Here is a 19,807-nt window from a genome sequence, read left to right on the forward strand (position 1 = left end):
GACCGTTCACCGTGATTCCGACAAGCCAAGCGTAGCGTCGATGGCATGCCAGGGAACCAGTTTGAAATTCTGCGGGGCATCGGGCAGGCGATTGCGGCCATCCTGTACCACCAGCAGACCGTCAGAAAAGCCACCGCCCAGATCCGCCGAGGTGACCGCCAGGCCGTCGGTTTCCGACGCACCGTCAATGCCCGCTTCCGGGTCCATGCCGATCCGGAAACGTCCCCGGTAGGCATAGGGAGGCTGCGCATCCACCAACACATAGCTGTTGTTGCCCTGGCTGGAAATCACCAGGTATTCCTGGTCGCCGCGGCGGTAAAGCGACAGGCCTTCGATATCCGCTTCCAGGTTTTCTCCCTTGGCAATGACCTGCTCTGCCGCCACGCCCTGGTCTGCCCCGGCATGAAAAACCCACACGGCGTGATCTTCTTCCCCGACAAACAATCGCTGGTGTTCATCATCGGCCACACAGCCTTCCGGCTGGCTGTCCACTGTCAGGGTGCGCACCCGCTCACCGGTGATGGTCATGTCCGTGGGGGTGAGCAGCCACTGCTCGATAATGCCGCTCTTGCCATTGGCAAAGGCGTAAACGCCCTGCGCATCGCGGTACAGACAGAGGCCATAGATTTCTTCCAGGCCGCTGGCAATTTCGCCCGCGTCGCTCAACTCACCGCTATCCCGGTCGATCAGAAACAGGTGCAGGGAGTTATGGTCCCGATTGCTGGCCACCGCCAAGTCCACCAGTCGCTCGTTGACACGCAAGCCGTAACGCACGTCCACGTTATTCAGGCGCCCCACGGGCAGAAACTGGGTGGTGTGGCCGGCCAGGTCATACACATACAGCCCCGCTTTCTTGTCGGTACCAAGAATCCGGCTGGCCCCCGGGTTGGAGGGGTGCACCCAAATAGCCGGGTCATCCGCCGCATCGCCGAAACGGGCCACGGCATCGGTTTCCACGGTCGGCAGCACAGTGGGAATGACCGGCGGAACGTCATCCGCGGCATCCCACGGCAGGGTGATTCTGCGCACGCCTTGCTGACCATCGTCCAGTACCCAGGCCGTCAGTTGGCCGTTGGCCACCCGTGCTGCCAGCCGCTCCGGCTCTTCCAGATCCGGCACCGCAAACTGCTGCGCCGTGCCGTCAGTGCGATACACAGAAAGTTGCCGGGCCTGCGCATCCAGCAACAGCACGCCACCGGGAATGGCTGCCACGCCGCTGGCACTGGCCACGATATCGCCCCGTGGTGCCAGCACATCCACCAGTTCCCGTTCCGGGTCCTGCTCCGGGTCGGCCCGGTAACGCCACAGCCCCACCCCTTCTTCACTGACATAGAGATGTGCGGTCACATCATTCACGCTGCAGTGCTCCGCCTCCGGTGGCATCACCAAATGACGTAGCCGTTGCGGCGCCTTGCCCGACAATAGCCATTGGTCGGCGCTGCCCCTTTCATCCAGCAGGAAAACCGACAACAGGGACTGGGTATCCCGGTACAGGCAGAAACCGTTGACGGCATACTCCGGCGCCGGCAAACGCTGCTGCTCCTGCAGCTCGCCCTGTCGCCACTGGAACAGCACCAGCTGATTGCTGCCCGTATGCAGGGTCACAAGCTGCAAGGTACCGTCCGGGCCGCTGCGCACATCCAGGCCCTCAAATTCACCGCGGGCCTGCTGGTGGCCATCAATCGTCAGGTTGCCCTGTTCCGTAATGATCAGGACATGGCCTTTTGCCATCGCCATGGCCCGGGGCTGCCCCATGCCGGTTTCGGTTTCCCACACCGGCGGTGTCAAGGTTGCCTCCGTAACGGCAGGCTCAGTGCCGGTTTCACCGCTACAGGCCGTCACCAGCAGTGCAGCAGCCAGCAATCCAATGCGGTTCATCATGCTTTTTCCTTTTTTCCAGATTTCGCAAAAAAACGCGCAGGCCATACCGGCCTGCGCAGAGCGCCTGATAACCGTTGATCAGAAGTGTTTGAGTGCCAGGCCCAGTTTGTAGGTGGGGCCGTATTCCTCGTATTGGGCGTTGAATTGCTCACGACCGGTATAGGCATAAAAGGGCTCATCGTTGATATTGATCGCCTCGAAGGTCAGCTGCAGTTCCTCAGTGAGGAAGTAGTGACCGGTGAAGTCCAGCTGGATATGGTCATCGGTGTAAATGTCGTAACGCTTGTCCAGCGGATCGCTCACCTCCTGCAGGAACTTGCCGGTGTAGTTGGCGGCCAGGCGCAGGCTGAGCCGCTTGTCTTCGTACCCCAGCACCAGGTTGCCGGTCACATCGGACTGGCTGGGCAGGGCGATATCGCGGGAGACCGACCTGCCGGCATCCTCATCATAGGCCTCGATTTCCGCCGTGGAATCCACAAAGGTGGCATTGGCGCCGATCAGCATGCCATTGAAGGGGGCCGGCAGTTCCGTCAGTTGTTTGGAGTAGGCCAGTTCCAGGCCATAGAGGCTGGCGTCGTTGCCGTTTTCAAAGGTCTCCGCGTCCGAGAAAGCCTCGAATCCCGGCGACCCACCCTTGTCGGTCAGGTAAGCAAAGTTGTCGATATCCTTGTAGAACGCGAAGGCGGAGACGACGCCGGCCCGGCCCATGTAATGCTCGATGCCCAGGTCCAGATTATTGGACGTCAGCGAATCCAGATCCGGGTTGCCGAAACTCGCCTCGTCGCCGTCGATTTCAAAACCCGGCGACAACTGTTCAAAGGTCGGGCGCACCACGCTGCGGGTGAAGGCGGAGCGGACGATGGTATCGTTGCTGAGCTGGTAGCGAAGATGCAGTGCTGGCAGCCAGTGATCCTCGTCATTCTCGTGCTGCTCGGCGGTAATCACTTCATCGGTGGAACCAAAACCGTCCGCTTCGAAATCAGCGCGCTCGTAGCGCACACCCGTGAGGATGCGTAGCTGCTGGATATCAACGGTACCCATCAAATAGGCCGCCTGACGGTCTTCGCGGATTTCATAATCCTCGATGGCGGAGGCGATGACATCAAACTCACCGGGACCGGCGGTCAGGGAGTCGGCCTTGTCCGGATCCACACCACTGCCGAAGTTACCCAGAGCATAGTCCACATCGGTGCTGAAATCCGAGAGCACCGCATCGGGCTCGTAGATCCAGACATTCACGTCACTGTCTTTTTCCCGCTGGCTGATCTTGGTGCCGAACTTGATGGATGCCGGGTTATTGTTCCAGTAAAGCTGGCGGGTGAAATCCAGCGCCAGGTCACCCTGCTTGTCCGTGGTCTTGCCTTCGGTCTCTTCCACTTCATCCAGCTCGTAGTTGGCATCGTCATAGAAACCGGTGGGATAAAGCGCCGACGGTTTACGGGTTCCAGTGAAACCCCCGTCCGGAAATTCTGCGGCAAAGACCGTGCTGTCCGCATGCCGGGGTTCATCTTCCTCGGCGGTGCTGTAGCCCACCCGAAAATCGGTGATCCAGTCCCCGGCATAGTGCTGGCCACCCAACACCACGGAGTTGATTTCCTGGGTTTCTTCCCGGTCCTTCAATTCCTTTTCCACTTCTACCAGACCGGTCTGGCCCGGTTGCTGGGCACTGTCGAAGGAGAAAATATTGGCCTGACGCACTTCATCGTCACGGAAACGGCTGTGCAGCGTGCGCAGGTATAAACTGGTATCGTCGTTGAGCAGGTAATCCATGTTCAGCGCCACCCCGAGTCGCTCGCGGGTGATGGTGTAGTCACGCTGTTCCAATTCCTCCAGCGCATTGCCGCCATCGAAATCCCAGGCGCCGCCGGTCTCCACATTATCGGAGCCGAAATCCCGCTCGCCCCAGCTTACCGCCCCGGCAATGCCGAAATTCTTTTCCCCGTCCCCCACGGAGAACTGGTTGCTGGCCGCCACCGCCAGCTCCGGACTGGTCTCTTCCGTGTTGTCGTCATAACTGCCGGCACCACTGAGCGAGTAGAAAAGGCCGTCGCGGTCGAAGGCCGACAGGGTATTCACTTCCACGGTCCCGCCCAGGGAATTGCCGTCCATGTCCGGGGTCAGGGTCTTGACCACGGTGAGAGACTCCAGCAGGTCAGCGGGAATCACATCCAGCGCCACTGCCCGGCGACCGGCTTCCGGCGCGGGAACCTGAATACCATTGACCTTCACCGCGTTGAGATCCGGCGCCACGCCACGGACACGAACGAAACGCCCCTCCCCCTGGTCACGTTCGATGGACACACCCGGCAGACGTTGCAGGGATTCCGATACGTTGGAATCCGGGAAGTCACCGATATCATCCGCCTGCGTGGTGCTCTCAATATTGTCAGCCGCCCGCTGCCGGGATAACGCCTTGTCCACACTGGCTGCCTGACCGATCACCTGGATGGTCTGTAGTTCGTTGGTGGAGTCAGCTTCCTCCGCCAGCAGCGGTGAGACAGCAAGGCCGATGGCAGAAGCCAGAACGGCACGACGAAAAATTCGATTCAGCGTTTTTTGACAGGACATCATTTCCCCCGGGCCAGGCCCTTGCGAATTGGCAATGACCGGCACGGTAGGTCTGCCCCGTGTCACTTTGGTTACAGGTGTCGCGCAGAACCTTGCCAAAACCGGCAATCCGGGCTGCCCGGAGCCACTCTTGAGCTGATCGCACCCCTTCCCCCTCCTGTTTGACGGGCAATCTTTGGCGTTTTGTCGTTTTTCTGGCGAACCGGACACACTTGTGTGAGCTGATCTGACCGGTCAGGACCGCCAGCTCCTTTTCATCAAAATGACATGCACAGCGCGTAGGAGTGCCAGCATCAACTGCAAAGGATGCCCCCCGTGAGACACCTTCTGACATTGCACTATCGCTCCCTGCTGGCGGTGCTGGTCATGACCAACCTGGTGCTGCTGATGAACCTTGGCGCCGGGGACATCAAGCGCTGGGACGCGATTGTCTGGCTGGATATCGCCGGCGAGGGCGGGGCCGCCCTGCTCGCCCTGATCTGGATCGGCCTGATTCTCAACAGCCGCCCCACCGGGCGGGTCACCCGTTTGCTGGTAGCCGGGCTTGCCGCCATTTTTCTCAGCTATTGGCAGGATGTACTGGATGAGTTTGTTCAGTTATCTCCTTCCATTACCTGGGATCACTGGCTGGAATCCGGTGCCATGCCGATGGGCATGATATTGCTGACACTGGGCATCTATCACTGGCACCGGGAGCAACAGGCCATCAATCGGCAACTGCGCAAGCGCGAGCGAATTTTCCGGGAGCATCGCAATTTTGATGCACTGACCTCGCTGAGCGACGCCCGCTACCTGCGTGAGCAACTCTCGCTGGAACTTCAGCATCGAGAGCGCACGGTCTCGCTGATCATGATTGATCTGCACTGTTTCGATCACAGTCGTCGCCTGCTGGGTGGCGCGGACAGTGATCGGCTGCTGCGCGAACTGGGAGAATTGTTGCTGCTGAACCTCAGACGGCAGGATCTGCTTTGCCGATATGCCGGTGACCGCTTTGCCGTGGTGCTGCCCGCGACGGAACGCACTGTCGCGGAAAAACTGCGTGGGGAACTGGAGCAGGCGACTCACAGCTTTGCCTTCAAGACACGACGCGGCGAAACCCACGCCGTGACCGTCCACTCAGGGTTGGCGGTTTCCCACGACGACGACGCGGACAGTCTGATCGAGCGAGCTAACTGCAGCCTGTCGCAGGCTATCCGCCGCACACACCGGGCTGCCTGACCATGACAGGTTATCTGTGCGACCAGCGCTTTATCACGGCCCATCACTTGCCGGCAGTGCTGATTGATCTGGCTCAGGACCAGGGGGAAGACCTGCATCGGCTGCTTCGCCATACCGGCTTATTCCCGGAACAACTGGTCCGTGGCGAGGGCCGGGTCAGCGCACACGAATACCTGCAGCTGATCCATAACACCCGGCAGCGCTTGACCGATCCCGAGCTGGCGTTTCGTTATGGGCAACGGCTTTTCCCCGGCCATTACGGTGCCGTCAGCGCCTTGCTAGGCAATGCGGAATCACTGGCTGAGGCACTGTCGGTTTTCACGGACTTTCCGGCACTGATTTCCCCGCTCCTGGCATGCCGACTCACCGTTACCGATGAGTACCTTTGCCTGCAGTGGCTGGACAGTTGCGGCGCCAAGACACAATGGCGCTTTCTGGTGGAAGCTGCCATGAGTGGAGTGGCTTCGCTGACCCGCTGGTTGAGCGGCACCCCCCTACCCTGGCGCTTTCAATTCAGTTACCCCTGCCCTGCATGGCCAGAGCAGTATCAAGTGCATCTGGGCGAACCGCTGCATTTTGCCGCGCATATGGATGCCATGATTCTGCCGCGACATTACCTGAAAGAACCTTGGCCGCAGGGCTCACCCACCGCCTGGCTGGCCGCCCGACAGCAATGCGAGCAGCTGATGGATCTGGTCGGCAGCCGATACAGCTTTCGCCATACCCTGTACCAATTTCTGCAGACTCGACTGGACCAGCCGCCCTCCCTTCAGGAAAGCGCCGCGCATATGGCATGTAGCCCGGCTACCCTGAAACGCAGACTCAGCCAGCAGGGGTGCCACTATCAGCAGTTACTTGACGAAGTCAGACTGCACCAGGCAATCCACTGGCTACAGTTCCATGGCGACAGCCCCGAGCAAATCTGTCGGCGACTGAACTTTTCTGATCCCACCAATTTCCGCCGGTCCTTCAAACGCTGGTGTGGGTTGACGCCCTCGGCCTGCCGTCAATCCCTCCTCGCCACCATGGGGATGAAACCGGGAGGGTGACAGGCTGTCGCTATGGCATCCTGGAGGGGCAGACACTGCCAGCCGGCAAGGTTTCCAGCGTTGTCAGGCAAAGAATGGGCTGGCGGGACAGAGTGCGATCCAGCAGAGCCGGCCAGGCCTGGGGGTTGGCCATGGGGCGAGGCAGTTTATAACTGGGTAGAGCCTGCCAGACGCCCTCTTGCTGTTCCGCCAGCACAAACTGGAAGGGGTGCAGACCCGGTACGCCCAGGCGAATATCCGTGGCCAGCAACTGGTCCGGTCCGGCTTCCACATCCATAAAGCCCCGGGTAAACCAGGCCAGCTTGCGCCCCGCCGGGACCTGCATGGCCTGGGCGTAATCCTGCGGTGAACGGGGAAAGGTTTCCACCGTCAGGGCATCGCCGTTATCCAGCACGCCGGTGACGATCTCCAGCCGCTGCTGTTCGCCCAGCACCGTCACCCGCCACAGCAGGGTGGAGAAAGGCATGGGCTGCACCAGACGCGGCGCCTCACTCAAGCCCCGTTCCGCCAGCGCCGGCATCACCCGCTGCGTCATCCATTGCTGGGCCACCAGGCTCCAGCACAGATACAGGGAGGACAACGCCAGCCCCGCCGCCAGGGCCTGCCTGGCGGGTGGGCGCCAAAGCGCCACAATGACACCAATCAACAGGGGGAGGGTATATAGCGGGTCAATAATGAAAATACTGCTGATTGCCACCGGATCCCCCAGCGGCCAGAACAGGCGGGTCCCGTAGGTGGTAAAGGCATCCAGTAACGGGTGCGTCAGCAGACACAAACCCGTGAAGGCCCACCAGCGCCACACACTTATCGCCGGGCGCCAGCGCTGCAGCCCCCAGGCCAGTAGCAGGGAGGCGGGCAGCAACACCAGCAGGGAATGACTGAAACCGCGATGCTCGGTGAAGTTGGCCACCGCATCGCCGTAATCGATCAGCACATCCAGGTCGGGCAAGGTGCCCAGCAGGGCGCCACCCAACAACGCCGAGCGCCCCAGTGTGCGGCCCATGACCGCACCGCCCACCGAAGCACCCAGAACCACCTGTGACAAGGAATCCATCAAACCGCCTCTGGCAAAATCAGCATGCTAGCTGCGCCATCGCCAGCAGGCCGTCAAGGCTGCGGACCGATCAAACGCCCCACAAGCCTTTCAGGCTGTTCAGCACCTGCCCGGTGACACCTTTATCACCAAGAAAGCCCAGGATTTTCGGTGCAAACTGGCTGACCATCTCCGGGCTCATGCCCAGGGCACTGAACGCCTTGGTGACACCCTGCATGCTGGAAATATTGCCCAGCATGGATGACGCCAGACCGCCGCCTTCCCCGCCGCCAAGCAGAGAGCCCAGCCCCGGCACCTTGTTCAGCACACCGCTGAACTGGTCCGCGGACAGATTACTTTGCGCCATGGCCAGCAAGGCACCGGCCCCGCCTGCGGCCTGCTGACCGGAAACCCCCAGCTCCGAGGAAAGGGAATCGACCAGTGCCCTGGCTTCACCGGATACCGCCATGCCGCCATTCACGCCGTCCAGCGTGCTGTTGGCTGAATCGCTGGCCTTGTTGATCCCTTCATTGGCAGTGTTGGATGCCTTGTTGATACCCGCATCGGCACTTTCGGAGGCCTTGTTCACCGCCGCATTGGCAGAGTCCGTCATCTTCTTCAGATCAAACGCCTGCACCGGGGATGCCAGCACCAGACAGAAGGACGCACCCAGGATCCCGACTCGCAACATCTTCATACCTTGCTCCTTAATCATTGATTGCACTTCCTGTTGTGGCCATAAACCTTACCGGCTCCGCATACCCGAAACCAACGGTTTATGGCCTCCTCATGACTCCGTCGACAAACATTTTTCCAGCAGGTGCAGCAGGCACGAGACAAACGCCCTCAGTCTTCCGGCACGTTGTAGTGGAAGCGCGGCAAATGCCACTGATAACGAATGGCCAGCAGGCGCACCATAAAGCCCGCCGTTACCGTCACTGCCGTGGCCAGCCAGGCCGCCACCTGCCACTGCAGTAACAGCAGATACAGGCAGGCCGCGCCCAGCGAGACCACCGCATACAATTCTTTCTGAAAAACCAGTGGCACCCGGTTGCAGAGCAAATCGCGAATCACCCCGCCAAAGATACCGGTAATCAGCCCGGACAGAATCGCCACCGGTGCCGCCAGCCCCATATCCAGCGCCACCTTCACGCCAATCACCGTGAACACCATCAGCCCCATGGCATCCAGGATCAGAAACAGCATCCGCAAACGGCGCATCAACGGCGCCACCCAGGTGGTAATCAGCGCGGCCATGGCGGTCAGTGCCAGATACTCCGGATGCGCCACCCACACCAGCGGATAATGGCCGAGCAGCACATCGCGCATGGAGCCACCGCCCATGGCGGTGACACAGGCCACCATCACCACCCCGAACAGGTCCATGCGCAACCGCCCCGCCGCCAGGGCACCGGTCATGGCTTCGGCGGTGATGCCGATCAGATAGAGGCTTAATAACATGCTCAGAGACTCCGACTACTCAGGCCATGATGCCTGAATCCAGGCCGCGGTGAATTCGACCTTGGTGGCTGACGTTACTCAGGGAAGCCCATGACTGCCGGGGAGTGGGTCGGCTCAGGCCTGGGGTGTCAGGCGGATGGATTGCTTGTCGATCACGATACGACGCTCCTTATAGAGCCCACCGATGGCCTGCTTGAAGGCGTTCTTGCTGCAGCGGAAAGTCGCAAAGATATCCTCCGGGCTGCTCTTGTCTCCCAGCGGCAGTTCGCCGCCAGCCTTTTCCAGAGCGGCCAGGATCTGTTCGCTGAGCCCTTCGCTTTTCAATGCCCCGGGAGGATTCAGTGACAGGCTGAGCTTGCCATCATCGCGCAGGCGCTGCACATAGCCGGTGACCCGTTGACCGGGCCGCAGGGGAGCACGCAGCTCCTGTTTGGCAATCATGCCCCAGCAACGGTTATCCACCACCACCTTGTACCCCAGATCCGTGCCATGGGCTGCCACCAGGGACACTTCATCACCCTGCTGGTAGTCATCGCTGGTATCGTCGAGAAACCGGTCCAGCTGGGCGCTGGCCAGCAAACGGCCTTCGCGGTCGGTGGTCACCATTACCAGCACCCAGTCGCCTTCACGAATCGGTCCTTTCTGTTCCGCAAAGGGCAACAGCAGGTCCTTGGGCATGCCCCAGTCGAGGAAGGCCCCCACCTTGCTGGTAGAGACCACTTTCAGCGACGCCACCTGACCGTGCTGGACGCGAGGGGTACGCAGACTGGCCATGGGGCGGCCCTGTCCATCGCTGTACAGAGTGACCAGCACACTATCACCGGGGCCGAGATTCTGGCCTTCGACTTCCCGGGACGGCAACAGCACCTCGCCCAGCGAACCGCCGTCCAGCAGCAACCCGTTATGGATCGGCTTGATGACTTCCAGGGAGTGGCGAGCGCCAAGTTTGGTGGATGCGGTCATGGTTCTAGCCTGTTTGGTAAGGGGGCAGGCTTGGCGCCTGAACGGAATAGAAACGAAGGTGGATTACGCCTGCGGCTAATCCACCCTACGATGTTACCCCAACCGCCTGTTGGAGCCATGCTTGCATGGCGAATGGGGTTGGCGGTGGCACGAAACCGGTATTATCTGGATAAGCCTGTCGAACGCTGAGATTCCTGATCGCCCGTTGGGCGATTTCCGCGCAAGCGCGGTTCGCGCTCTGGAAGGGCGCTCCTACAGCAGCCTTGTAGAAAGCACCGGGGCCAGGGAACTTCCCATACCTTTCCCATCCAACCGAGCGTAGCTTGTAGCTCGCGCTATGCGCCCTACCACATCAGATCGTCGGGAATCGGGAAGTCCTTGTAGGGATCATCCTCATCCACGGCATTTTTGCCACGCTCGTTGAGCAGTAGTACGGCATTCTCGTCGCGCTGGCGAATCTTCTCCGCCACCACGGTGGGCACCAGCTCATAGCCATCGCCCAGTGCCACAATGGCAATCTGACCCCGCTCCAGCTGGGCCTGCTGTTTGGCGGTGACCCAGGCCTTCTTGATCTTCTTGTCCTGCACGAACTGGTAGGCCACATCACCGTGCTGACGGTCCAGACGGCTTTGTTCAATCATCTGCTTGATCTGGGCGGCGATCTCTTTCTTCTCGCGCTCGGCCTTGCGGGCGGCTTCGCGCTGACGGTCCGCCTCGGCTTTTTCTTCCCGCTGGCGGCGGGCCCGTTCCGCCGGGTCTTCCAGTTCAATCTCGCCACGCTTGGCCTGGTTGGCCTCCTGGCGCTTCTGCTGCTTGGCACGGCGGGCCTTCTTCTGGTCCGCCAGACCGGCTTTCATCAATTGTTCTTGCAGGGAGTTGGCCATGTTGCGCTCCAAACTCAACGACGATTCTGGGTTAACGGGGAGGCTGGCGCCGCCCCCAGCAGGGGCTGGGCCCGGTGGAACCGGGTATCGTACCCGGGCTGCCACGGGAATACGCCCTTGGGGTCGGGCCAGACCATCTGCAGGGCCGGATACGGGGCCGGCAGGCTCTGGTAAAACCAGTTGGCGAAGCCCAGGTATTCCTTGTAATGCGGAAAGGCCACCGGCAGGAACATGACCTCCAGACCGTCGGCAATGTCGTTATAGAGCCGGTAGGGCTGGTAGGGCTTGTTGAGTCCGCGAATCCGCACCGCGGCGCTGTCCAGCAAGCGGCTGGCCAGGGAATCCTTGAGCCCCAGCACGATCAGTTCCGGGTGATTCAGGTTGAGAAAATGTCCCACACTGAAGGTGTACCCGGGCTGCCCGTCACCGCCAGGCACCGCAAAGTGGTGCCATCCCTTACGCTGGATATCCGCCAGCAGGTCCTTGTCTTGTGCATCTTCCGGAGCCGGATAGCGGAACTTCCCGGGCATTTCATCTAGAAACATAGGTAACTGTCAGCAGGCGCCGGGGCGAACCTGCCTGGCCCCGGCCAATAAATCGTAATTGTTGTGGGCATGGTACCAGAATCCCTGTGGATTTGGTGACACCCTTGCAGACCTGCAATACTGACTTTTCACCCACAAGCAGGAGTTTCCATGAAACGTATCAGTCTGCTGGCTGCCGGCCTGTTGGCCGCGCCCCTGGCTTGGTCGGCACCGGGCATTGCCGTTTATGGCGGGGGTTACAGCTGGGACACCGAGTTTGAAGGCACGGTGGCGTCCGGTGGCGAAGATATCGATATGCAGGACGACCTGGGCTTTGAGGAAGCCAACCAGCAAGTGCTCTATCTGGGCGTGGAGCATGCCGTGCCACTGATCCCCAATGTGCGGGTGCGCAGCCTGGATCTCTCTGATGATGCCAGTAACCGCCTGCAACGGACCTTTGTGTTCAATGGCCAGCTGTTTGTGGCCAACACCAAGGTGGAAACCGACATTGATCTGGATATCCTCGACGGCACCCTTTACTACACGCCGCTGGATAATGCCCTGAAAGTGAATCTGGGGCTGACCGTCCGCAAGATCGAGGGCAGCATCAGCCTGGACAACCTGCTGGTCAGCACCACCAAGAACTTCGATGAAACCCTGCCCATGCTGCATGCCTCAGGCCGACTCAACCTGCCGGTCCCAGGCGTCTACGTCGGTGGCGAGATCGATACGATCAGCTACGACGGCAATACGCTACGGGACCTGACCGCCCGCATCGGCTGGCGTTCGGATTTCCTGCTTGGCGTGGAGCTGGGCTACAAGCATATGGATCTGGAGCTGGACGACGTCAGCGATCTGGACGCGGATCTGGATATGGGTGGCCCCTATCTGGCGGCGTCACTCAGCTTCTAGGTCACTGATAGCCGAGATAGTCCCTCGCTTTGGCATTGCCCCTTTGCCGCCGCGCAAACGGGCGCAATGCCTTTCGCTCCTCGTCACTCGTTACTCGCTTCTCCCGTCTGTGCCACGGCACAATTGTCCGCCCCCGCCATTTCCACCAGACGCGCATCCTTTTGCGCCCAAAGCTCACTGACCCACTGCTGTATTTCCGCCCGGAACACCGGGTCTTCCTGATAGTCACTGCGCCACAGGGCCGCATCCAGGTCCCGGGTCTGCACATCGATAACCACCCGTGATACCCGCCCGCACAGCAGGTCCCAAAACCCGGGCGGTGTGCCTTCGGGATACAGGATGGTCACGTCCAACAGGGCATCCAGATTGTCCCCCAGGGCGGCCAGCACAAAAGCCACACCGCCGGCCTTTGGCTTGAGCAAATGCCGATAGGGAGACTGCTGATTGCGGTGTTTGTCGACGGTAAAGCGAGTGCCTTCCAGGAAGTTCACCACCGTCACAGGTATCCCCTGGAATTTTTCACAGGCCTGACGGGTAATCTCCAGATCCTTGCCCTTCAGATGCGGATTCCTGTCCAGGAACGCCTTGCTGTAACGCTTCATGAAAGGGTAATCCAGCGCCCAGAACGCAAGCCCCAGAAACGGTACCCAGATCAGTTCCTTCTTGAGGAAAAACTTGAAGTAAGGCGTCTTGCGATTGAACGCCTGAATCAGCGCAGGGATATCCACCCAGGACTGATGGTTACTGATCACCAGATAGGAGGTGTCACCGCGCAAATCCTCCACGCCGCGCATCTCCCACTGGGTGGGGGTCATCAACGCAAAGATGCCCTTGCAGATTTCGGCCCAGGTTTCCGCAATGGCCATGACCACCGAGGAGCAAACCTGGCGGGCTCGTGAACCTGGCAGGATCACCTTGAGTAGCGCCACCAGCATCATGGGGCCAATCAGTATCAGGGTATTGAGCAGCAACAATAGTGCGGTAATAACGCCCGTGATCGTGGCAGCCATGGTGACACTCCAACTCGTTTCCCTGTTATAGAGGGTATTAAACCCGGTTCTCGCCATCACGCAAGTCTGCTGACCCGTCCCGGGAAGCGGCAGCGCGATCCATTGACCTGCCGAAAACCGGCGCACAAAAAAAACGGCACGCTGTCGGGCGTGCCGTTTTTTTCACCGGGAAACGCGCTACTCGCCTTTTCGCTCCACGGCCATATGGTCCACATTCTGGAACCCCCGCGGCAGCTTGGCACCACGGCGACCCCGCTCTCCGTAGTAGTGCTCCAGATCGCCGGCCTTGAGGGTCAGGTGACGCTTGCCCGCATGGATGGTGAGCGCATCCTGCGGCCCCAGCACCTGCATGTCCTGCACGAACTCCACCCGATCCGCCACCCGGGCACCGGGAATGGACATCATCTTGTTGCCCTTGCCCCGTGCCATTTCCGGCAATTCCTTCACCGGGAACACCAGCAGACGTCCCTCGTTGGAGACCAGCGCAATCAGGTCATCGTCCGTGGAGGCAATCGGCTTCGGCGGCAGCACCCTGGCCCCCTTGGGCACCGACAGCACCGTCTTGCCGGCCTTCTTGTTGGCCAGCAAATCCCCATAACGCACCACGAAACCGTAACCGGCATCGGTGCTCATCAGATAGGCATCCTTTTCCTTGCCCATCACCGCCGCCATAAAGCTGGCGCCGGACGGGGGATTGACGCGACCGGACAGGGGCTCGCCCTGGCCCCGGGCGCTGGGCAGGGTATGCGCTGGCAGGGAGTAACTGCGCCCGGTGCTGTCGATAAAGCACACCGGCTGATTGGATTTACCCTGGGCCGAAGCCTTGTACTTGTCGCCGGCCTTGTAGCTGAGGCCCACCACATCCACGTCATGGCCCTTGGCGGAACGGACCCAGCCCTTTTCGGACAACACCACAGTGACCGGATCGGCACTGACCAGGTCGGTTTCGTCCAGGGCAGACGCCGCATCACGCTCCACCAGTGGCGAGCGACGGTCGTCGCCATACTTGTCCGCGTCTTCCTGCAGTTCCTTGGCCACCAGTTTCTTCATCTTGGCCATGGAGCCCAGCGTGGCTTCCAGGGATTCGCGCTCTTCATTGAGCTCGTCCTGTTCGCCACGAATCTTCATTTCCTCCAGCTTGGCCAGGTGGCGCAGTTTCAGCTCGAGGATGGCTTCCGCCTGACGGTCGGTAATACCGAAGCGCTCCATCAGTACCGGCTTGGGTGCATCCTCGGTACGGATGATATGAATCACTTCATCGATATTGAGGAAGGCTACCAGCAGGCCTTCGAGGATGTGCAGGCGCTCCAGCACCTTGTCGAGACGGTGCTGCAAACGACGGCGCACGGTGACCATGCGGAACTGCAGCCACTCGTTGAGAATCATGTCCAGGCTTTTCACCTGTGGCCGGCCATCGATGCCGATCATGTTCAGGTTGACCCGGTAATTCTTTTCCAGATCCGTGGTGGCGAACAGGTGGCTCATCAACTGGGGAATATCCACCCGGTTGGAGCGCGGCGTGATCACCAGACGCGTGGGATTCTCATGATCCGATTCGTCGCGCAGATCGCTGACCATGGGCAGCTTTTTCTTCTGCATCTGATCCGCAATCTGTTCCAGCACCTTGGCGCCGGACACCTGGTAGGGCAAGGCGGTGATAACGATATCCCCTTCCTCGCGCTCATACACAGCACGCTGCTTGAGTGAGCCCTTGCCTTCCGCATACATGCGGATGATGTCGTTCTGGGGAGTAATCACCTCCGCCTCGGTGGGGAAGTCCGGCCCCTGGATGTACTGCATCAGGTCATCCAGGGACGCGCCCGGATCCTTGAGCAGATGAATACAGGCGTTGGCCACTTCGCGCAGGTTGTGCGGCGGAATATCGGTACTCATACCCACCGCGATACCGGTGGTGCCATTGAGCAACACATTGGGCAGACGAGCGGGCAGCAACTTGGGCTCGTCCATGGTGCCATCAAAGTTGGGCACCCATTCCACCGTGCCCTGCCCCAGCTCGGCAAGCAGCACTTCCGCATAGGGGGCCAGTTTGGATTCGGTATAACGCATGGCGGCGAACGACTTCGGGTCGTCCGCACTGCCCCAGTTGCCCTGACCATCCACCAGCGGATAGCGGTAACTGAACGGCTGGGCCATCAACACCATGGCTTCGTAACAGGCGGAATCGCCATGGGGGTGGTACTTACCCAGCACGTCGCCCACGGTACGGGCGGACTTCTTGTACTTGGCAGTGGCTTTCAGGCCCAGCTCGCTCATGGCGTAAACAATACGCCGCTGAACCGGTTTGAGGCCGTCACCGATATTGGGCAACGCCCGGTCGAGAATCACGTACATGGAATAATCCAGGTACGCTTTTTCTGTGTATTCCCTTAAGGGAAAACTTTCAAATTCGTCTGCCATTTTTGCTCGCTATATTCGCTCAGGTCTGACGTCGGACGTCTGAAGTCGAACGCCAGGACCGGTTATTCTTTTGCGCCAGACGTCCGACCTCAGACGTCCGACCTGCCGCAGGCATCACACTTCGGCCAGATTGCCCTTCTCTTCCAGCCAGCTTTTGCGATCGGATGCGCGCTTCTTGCTCAGCAGCATATCCATCAACTGGTGGGTATCGTCACCGCCGGCCACTTCCAGGCGCACCAGCCGACGGGTGTCACGGGCCATGGTGGTTTCACGCAGTTGCAGCGGGTTCATTTCGCCCAGGCCCTTGAAGCGTGTCACGTTGACCTTGCCACGTTTCTTTTCCGCCTTGATGCGATCCAGCACCCCTTCGCGCTCTTCCTTGTCCAGGGCGTAGTAGACGTCCTTGCCCACATCGATGCGGTAGAGCGGCGGCATGGCCACGAAGACATGGCCGTTCTTCACCAGCGCCGGGAAGTGGCGCAGGAACAGGGCACAGATCAGGGTGGCGATGTGCAGGCCGTCGGAATCCGCATCGGCGAGGATGCACACTTTGCCGTAACGCAGACCGCCCAGGTCATCGCTGCCCGGCTCGATACCCAGCGCCACGGCAATATCGTGAATTTCCTGGCTGCCCAATACTTCCGCAGAATCCACTTCCCAGGTGTTCATGATCTTGCCGCGCAGGGGCATGATGGCCTGGTATACCCGATCCCGGGCCTGCTTGGCGGAGCCCCCCGCCGAGTCCCCTTCCACCAGGAAGATTTCACTCTGGGAAGGGTCATCGCTGGTACAGTCGGCCAGCTTGCCGGGCAGTGCCGGGCCACTGGTGACTTTCTTGCGGGTCACTTTCTTGGCAGCACGCAGACGCTTCTGGGCATTGTTGATGCACAGGTCCGCCAGCTTCTCGGCCTCATCCGTGTGCTGGTTCAGCCACAGGGAGAAGGCGTCCTTGACCACGCCGGACACAAACGCAGCGGTCTGCCGGGAGCTGAGCCGCTCCTTGGTCTGGCCGGCAAATTGTGGGTCCTGCATCTTCACGCTGAGCACGTAGGCAACCCGGTCCCAGATATCTTCCGGAGTCAGTTTGACGCCGCGGGGTAACAGGTTGCGGAATTCGCAGAACTCGCGCATGGCCTCCAGCAGCCCGGAACGCAGCCCGTTTACGTGGGTGCCGCCCTGGGGAGTGGGGATCAGGTTCACATAGGATTCCTGCACCAGCTCACCGCCTTCCGGCAACCACATCACCGCCCAGTCCACCGCTTCGGTTTCGGCACTCATGGCGCCGTTGAACGGCTCATCCGGCACCCGCTCCCAGCCGCGGCCGGATTCCAGCAGGTATTCGATCAGGCCATCGGCAAACTGCCAGCTGTCCGTCTCACCACTGATCTGGTTGTCCAGGGTCACCAGCAACCCGGGGCACAGCACCGCCTTGGCCCGCAACAAATGCTTGAGCCGGGACACGGAAATTTTCGGCGAGTCGAAATACTTGGCATCCGGCCAGAAACGCAGGGTGGTCCCCGTGTTGCGTTTGCCGACGGTGTCGATCACTTCCAGATCGCTGCGCTTTTCGCCGTCCCCGAATTCCATCCGGTGCAACTGGCCATCGCGTTTGACCAGGATTTCCAGCTTGGTGGACAGGGCATTCACTACGGACACGCCCACCCCGTGCAGACCGCCACTGAACTGGTAATTGTTGTTGGAGAACTTGCCGCCGGAATGCAGCGTGGAAAGAATCACTTCCACACCCGGTTTCTTCTGCACCGGATGCATATCCACCGGCATGCCGCGGCCATCGTCTTCCACTTCCACACCGCCATCCTTCAGCAGGGTGACCTTGATGGATTTGGCATGGCCGGCCAGGGCTTCATCCACCGAGTTATCAATGACTTCCTGGGCCAGGTGGTTGGGGCGGGAGGTATCGGTGTACATCCCCGGACGCTTGCGCACCGGGTCGAGGCCCGACAACACTTCAATATTTTCGGACGTATAGGTATTGGACATAGAGTATCTTGCTTTCAGGGTCAGACGTCGGGCGACTGACAAACAGTTTGTAGCGTCAGACTTCAGGCATCCGACGTCAGACTTACACCGCAAAACCGCAGTATCAGCGGAATGAAGGCGTCAAAGTTATCAAAGCCGTGGCTGCCACCCAAGCCGCAATAGCGGTGACAGTCCCCGTAATAGTCCCAGCCGTCTTCCCAGTCGAGGGTTTCGTCACCGGTTTGGGTGAGCAGAAGCAGGTTTTCCGGCTGGCTGATGGCCGGCACTTCATACCGCTTCAGCTCGTCCAGCCAGGCCGGGTTGAATTCCCAGGCCTCGCCGGTGTGATAGTTATGCTGGATACCTGTGTATTTGTCCAGTAGTCGCCAGGGTCGAACCGCAGGATTTACGATTGCCGCCCGCAAATCATGGTGCTCGGCCAGCCAGGTGGCATAGAAGCCCCCCAGGGACGAGCCCAGCAAGGCCACCGGCCCGGCACCGGCAATCACCGCATCCAGCTCCGCCATGGCCGCCTTGGGTTCCACCGGGAGCGCAGGCACATGCAGGCGCTCAGGACAGCCGGCCCGTTCGAACACCTCCCGCAGCAAGGAGGCCTTGTGAGAGGCGGGAGAGCTATTGAAGCCGTGAATGTAGATGAGGGAGGTTTCTGGAGCCATAGGAATTCAACAGGTCGAAGAATGAAGCAGTGAACAGTGAACAGTGAACAGTGAACAGTGAACAGTGAACAGTGAACAGTGAACAGTGAACAGTGAACAGTGAACAGTGAACAGTGAACAGTGAACAAGGCTGCCCGCCCAGTCAGCGCAGTCAAGTCTTTTCTCTTTAAACGCAGGAGGCCGCATCCATCATCTGCACGCGGCCTCCAACATACCAGCCCGGAACACCGCCGTCCGCGCGCTGTTAACTGTTAACTGTTCACTGTTAACTGAATCAGTAGCCCTTCACCGAGAAGTCCACCTCAAAGGTAATCCCCTCCACCCGGCTGACGGCGGTATCAATGCGGCCATCCGGGTACAGGTCCAGCCAGCGGTAACCGGGATTGCTCTCGTCCACGGCGAAGTCTTCGCTTTTCGGTTTGAACTGCACACAGGTGCTGGGCACGGCCAGCAGGCGGACGCCATTGCGCTGGTCATCGTATTCCTGGTGCACGTGACCCCAGATAATGGCGCGCACACGGGGGTGGCGGTCTATGACGGCAAAAAACTGCTCGGCGCTGCCCACCACCTGAGTGTCCAGCCAGGCGCAGTCCATGGGCACCGGATGGTGATGCAGGCAGACCATCAGGTGTTCACCACGGGCGTTGGCCAGGACCTCATCGAGAAATTTCAGGTCTTCGTCAAACAGGTCACCAGGGACTTCGCCAGGAATGGTGGAGTCGAGCATGACAATGGTCCAGTTGCCGATCTCCAGCACACAGGGACTCATACGCTCGCGGTCACAATCCAGGGCCTGCAGCATGGGGGCCGGTTTGTCGTGGTTGCCTTCCAACCAGTAAACCGGCGCGCTGAACGATGACAGGGCCTGACCGAGTCGCTGGTAGGATTCAAAGGAGGCATCCTGGGAGAGATCCCCGGTGGCCAGAATCAGGTCCGGGCTGGGCTGCTCGCGACGGATCAGTTCCAGCACTTTTTCCAGACTGAACTGGGTATTCAGACCCAACAGCTTGCCTTGCGTATCGGCAAACAGATGGCAGTCCGATAACTGCACCACTCGAAGGGGCTGCAACTGCTGCGTCAAGATCCCCGCTCCCGTCCTCGATTTATTATTCCCGTTTGGGGGGCCAAACACCGCCTCCCGAGCATTCCCTCAATACTCTTCAATCACTTATAACCAAGATGATGGCACTTTTCTAGGAAAGACGTTCCAGATCAGGAAGTGGTTAGCA

General features: G+C 60.1%; 16 protein-coding genes. 3 read left to right on the forward strand and 13 right to left on the reverse strand.

Annotated features, from left to right (window positions below):
* Positions 1 to 6: 6 nt before the first annotated feature.
* Entirely contained in the window at positions 7 to 1,881 is a 1,875-nt protein-coding gene (locus A0251_RS12305; protein ID WP_062817148.1) for a phytase, read from the reverse strand.
* Positions 1,882 to 1,959: 78 nt separating this feature from the next.
* Positions 1,960 to 4,449 carry a TonB-dependent receptor gene (locus A0251_RS12310; RefSeq protein ID WP_062817149.1) on the reverse strand — a complete coding sequence of 830 codons (2,490 nt, stop codon included), beginning with the start codon at positions 4,447 to 4,449 and terminating at the stop codon, positions 1,960 to 1,962.
* A 315-nt stretch (positions 4,450 to 4,764) separates the two neighbouring features.
* Here A0251_RS12310 and A0251_RS12315 point away from each other — a divergent pair, with 315 nt between their 5' ends.
* Together A0251_RS12315 and A0251_RS12320 are read left to right on the forward strand one after the other, a co-directional pair.
* Positions 4,765 to 5,667, forward strand: a complete 903-nt coding sequence (locus A0251_RS12315) for a diguanylate cyclase domain-containing protein (protein ID WP_231874231.1) — start codon at positions 4,765 to 4,767, stop codon at positions 5,665 to 5,667.
* 2 nt (positions 5,668 to 5,669) lie between these two features.
* Positions 5,670 to 6,716 carry an AraC family transcriptional regulator gene (locus tag A0251_RS12320; protein WP_062817151.1) on the forward strand — a complete coding sequence of 349 codons (1,047 nt, stop codon included), beginning with the start codon at positions 5,670 to 5,672 and terminating at the stop codon, positions 6,714 to 6,716.
* Positions 6,717 to 6,726: 10 nt separating this feature from the next.
* Here A0251_RS12320 and A0251_RS12325 read toward each other — a convergent pair whose 3' ends face one another.
* From A0251_RS12325 to A0251_RS12350, 6 genes are all read right to left on the reverse strand, one after another.
* On the reverse strand, positions 6,727 to 7,770 hold the full coding sequence (locus A0251_RS12325; RefSeq protein ID WP_062817152.1) for a metal-dependent hydrolase: 1,044 nt from the start codon (positions 7,768 to 7,770) through the stop codon (positions 6,727 to 6,729).
* A gap of 70 nt (positions 7,771 to 7,840) precedes the next feature.
* Positions 7,841 to 8,446, reverse strand: a complete 606-nt coding sequence (locus tag A0251_RS12330; protein WP_062817153.1) for a DUF2780 domain-containing protein — start codon at positions 8,444 to 8,446, stop codon at positions 7,841 to 7,843.
* 149 nt (positions 8,447 to 8,595) lie between these two features.
* Entirely contained in the window at positions 8,596 to 9,210 is a 615-nt protein-coding gene (locus tag A0251_RS12335) for a trimeric intracellular cation channel family protein (RefSeq protein WP_062817154.1), read from the reverse strand.
* 114 nt (positions 9,211 to 9,324) lie between these two features.
* Positions 9,325 to 10,173, reverse strand: coding sequence for a S1 RNA-binding domain-containing protein (locus A0251_RS12340; protein WP_062817155.1), 849 nt, complete (start codon positions 10,171 to 10,173; stop codon positions 9,325 to 9,327).
* Positions 10,174 to 10,517: 344 nt separating this feature from the next.
* The gene (locus A0251_RS12345; protein ID WP_062817156.1) at positions 10,518 to 11,057 is read right to left on the reverse strand and encodes a DUF2058 domain-containing protein; all 540 of its coding nucleotides are present in this window, start codon (positions 11,055 to 11,057) and stop codon (positions 10,518 to 10,520) included.
* Between the two features lie 14 nt (positions 11,058 to 11,071).
* Positions 11,072 to 11,602, reverse strand: coding sequence for a DUF4262 domain-containing protein (locus tag A0251_RS12350; protein WP_062817157.1), 531 nt, complete (start codon positions 11,600 to 11,602; stop codon positions 11,072 to 11,074).
* A gap of 150 nt (positions 11,603 to 11,752) precedes the next feature.
* Here A0251_RS12350 and A0251_RS12355 point away from each other — a divergent pair, with 150 nt between their 5' ends.
* Positions 11,753 to 12,493 (forward strand): TIGR04219 family outer membrane beta-barrel protein, encoded by a 741-nt coding sequence (locus A0251_RS12355; protein ID WP_062817158.1) that lies wholly within the window; start codon positions 11,753 to 11,755, stop codon positions 12,491 to 12,493.
* An 83-nt stretch (positions 12,494 to 12,576) separates the two neighbouring features.
* Here A0251_RS12355 and A0251_RS12360 read toward each other — a convergent pair whose 3' ends face one another.
* The 5 genes from A0251_RS12360 to cpdA all read right to left on the reverse strand — a co-directional run bounded on the left by A0251_RS12360 (position 12,577) and on the right by cpdA (position 19,659).
* Complete coding sequence (locus A0251_RS12360; RefSeq protein ID WP_062817159.1) at positions 12,577 to 13,503, reverse strand: acyltransferase; 927 nt, start codon at positions 13,501 to 13,503, stop codon at positions 12,577 to 12,579.
* A gap of 177 nt (positions 13,504 to 13,680) precedes the next feature.
* Positions 13,681 to 15,921, reverse strand: a complete 2,241-nt coding sequence (gene parC / locus A0251_RS12365) for a DNA topoisomerase IV subunit A (protein ID WP_062817160.1) — start codon at positions 15,919 to 15,921, stop codon at positions 13,681 to 13,683.
* A 114-nt stretch (positions 15,922 to 16,035) separates the two neighbouring features.
* Positions 16,036 to 17,922, reverse strand: a complete 1,887-nt coding sequence (gene parE, locus A0251_RS12370) for a DNA topoisomerase IV subunit B (RefSeq protein WP_062817161.1) — start codon at positions 17,920 to 17,922, stop codon at positions 16,036 to 16,038.
* Between the two features lie 62 nt (positions 17,923 to 17,984).
* Complete coding sequence (locus A0251_RS12375; RefSeq protein WP_062817162.1) at positions 17,985 to 18,578, reverse strand: YqiA/YcfP family alpha/beta fold hydrolase; 594 nt, start codon at positions 18,576 to 18,578, stop codon at positions 17,985 to 17,987.
* A gap of 274 nt (positions 18,579 to 18,852) precedes the next feature.
* On the reverse strand, positions 18,853 to 19,659 hold the full coding sequence (gene cpdA / locus A0251_RS12380) for a 3',5'-cyclic-AMP phosphodiesterase (protein WP_062817163.1): 807 nt from the start codon (positions 19,657 to 19,659) through the stop codon (positions 18,853 to 18,855).
* Positions 19,660 to 19,807 lie beyond the last annotated feature (148 nt).

Source organism: Alcanivorax sp. NBRC 102024 (genome assembly GCF_001602235.1).
Lineage (GTDB): Bacteria > Pseudomonadota > Gammaproteobacteria > Pseudomonadales > Alcanivoracaceae > Alcanivorax.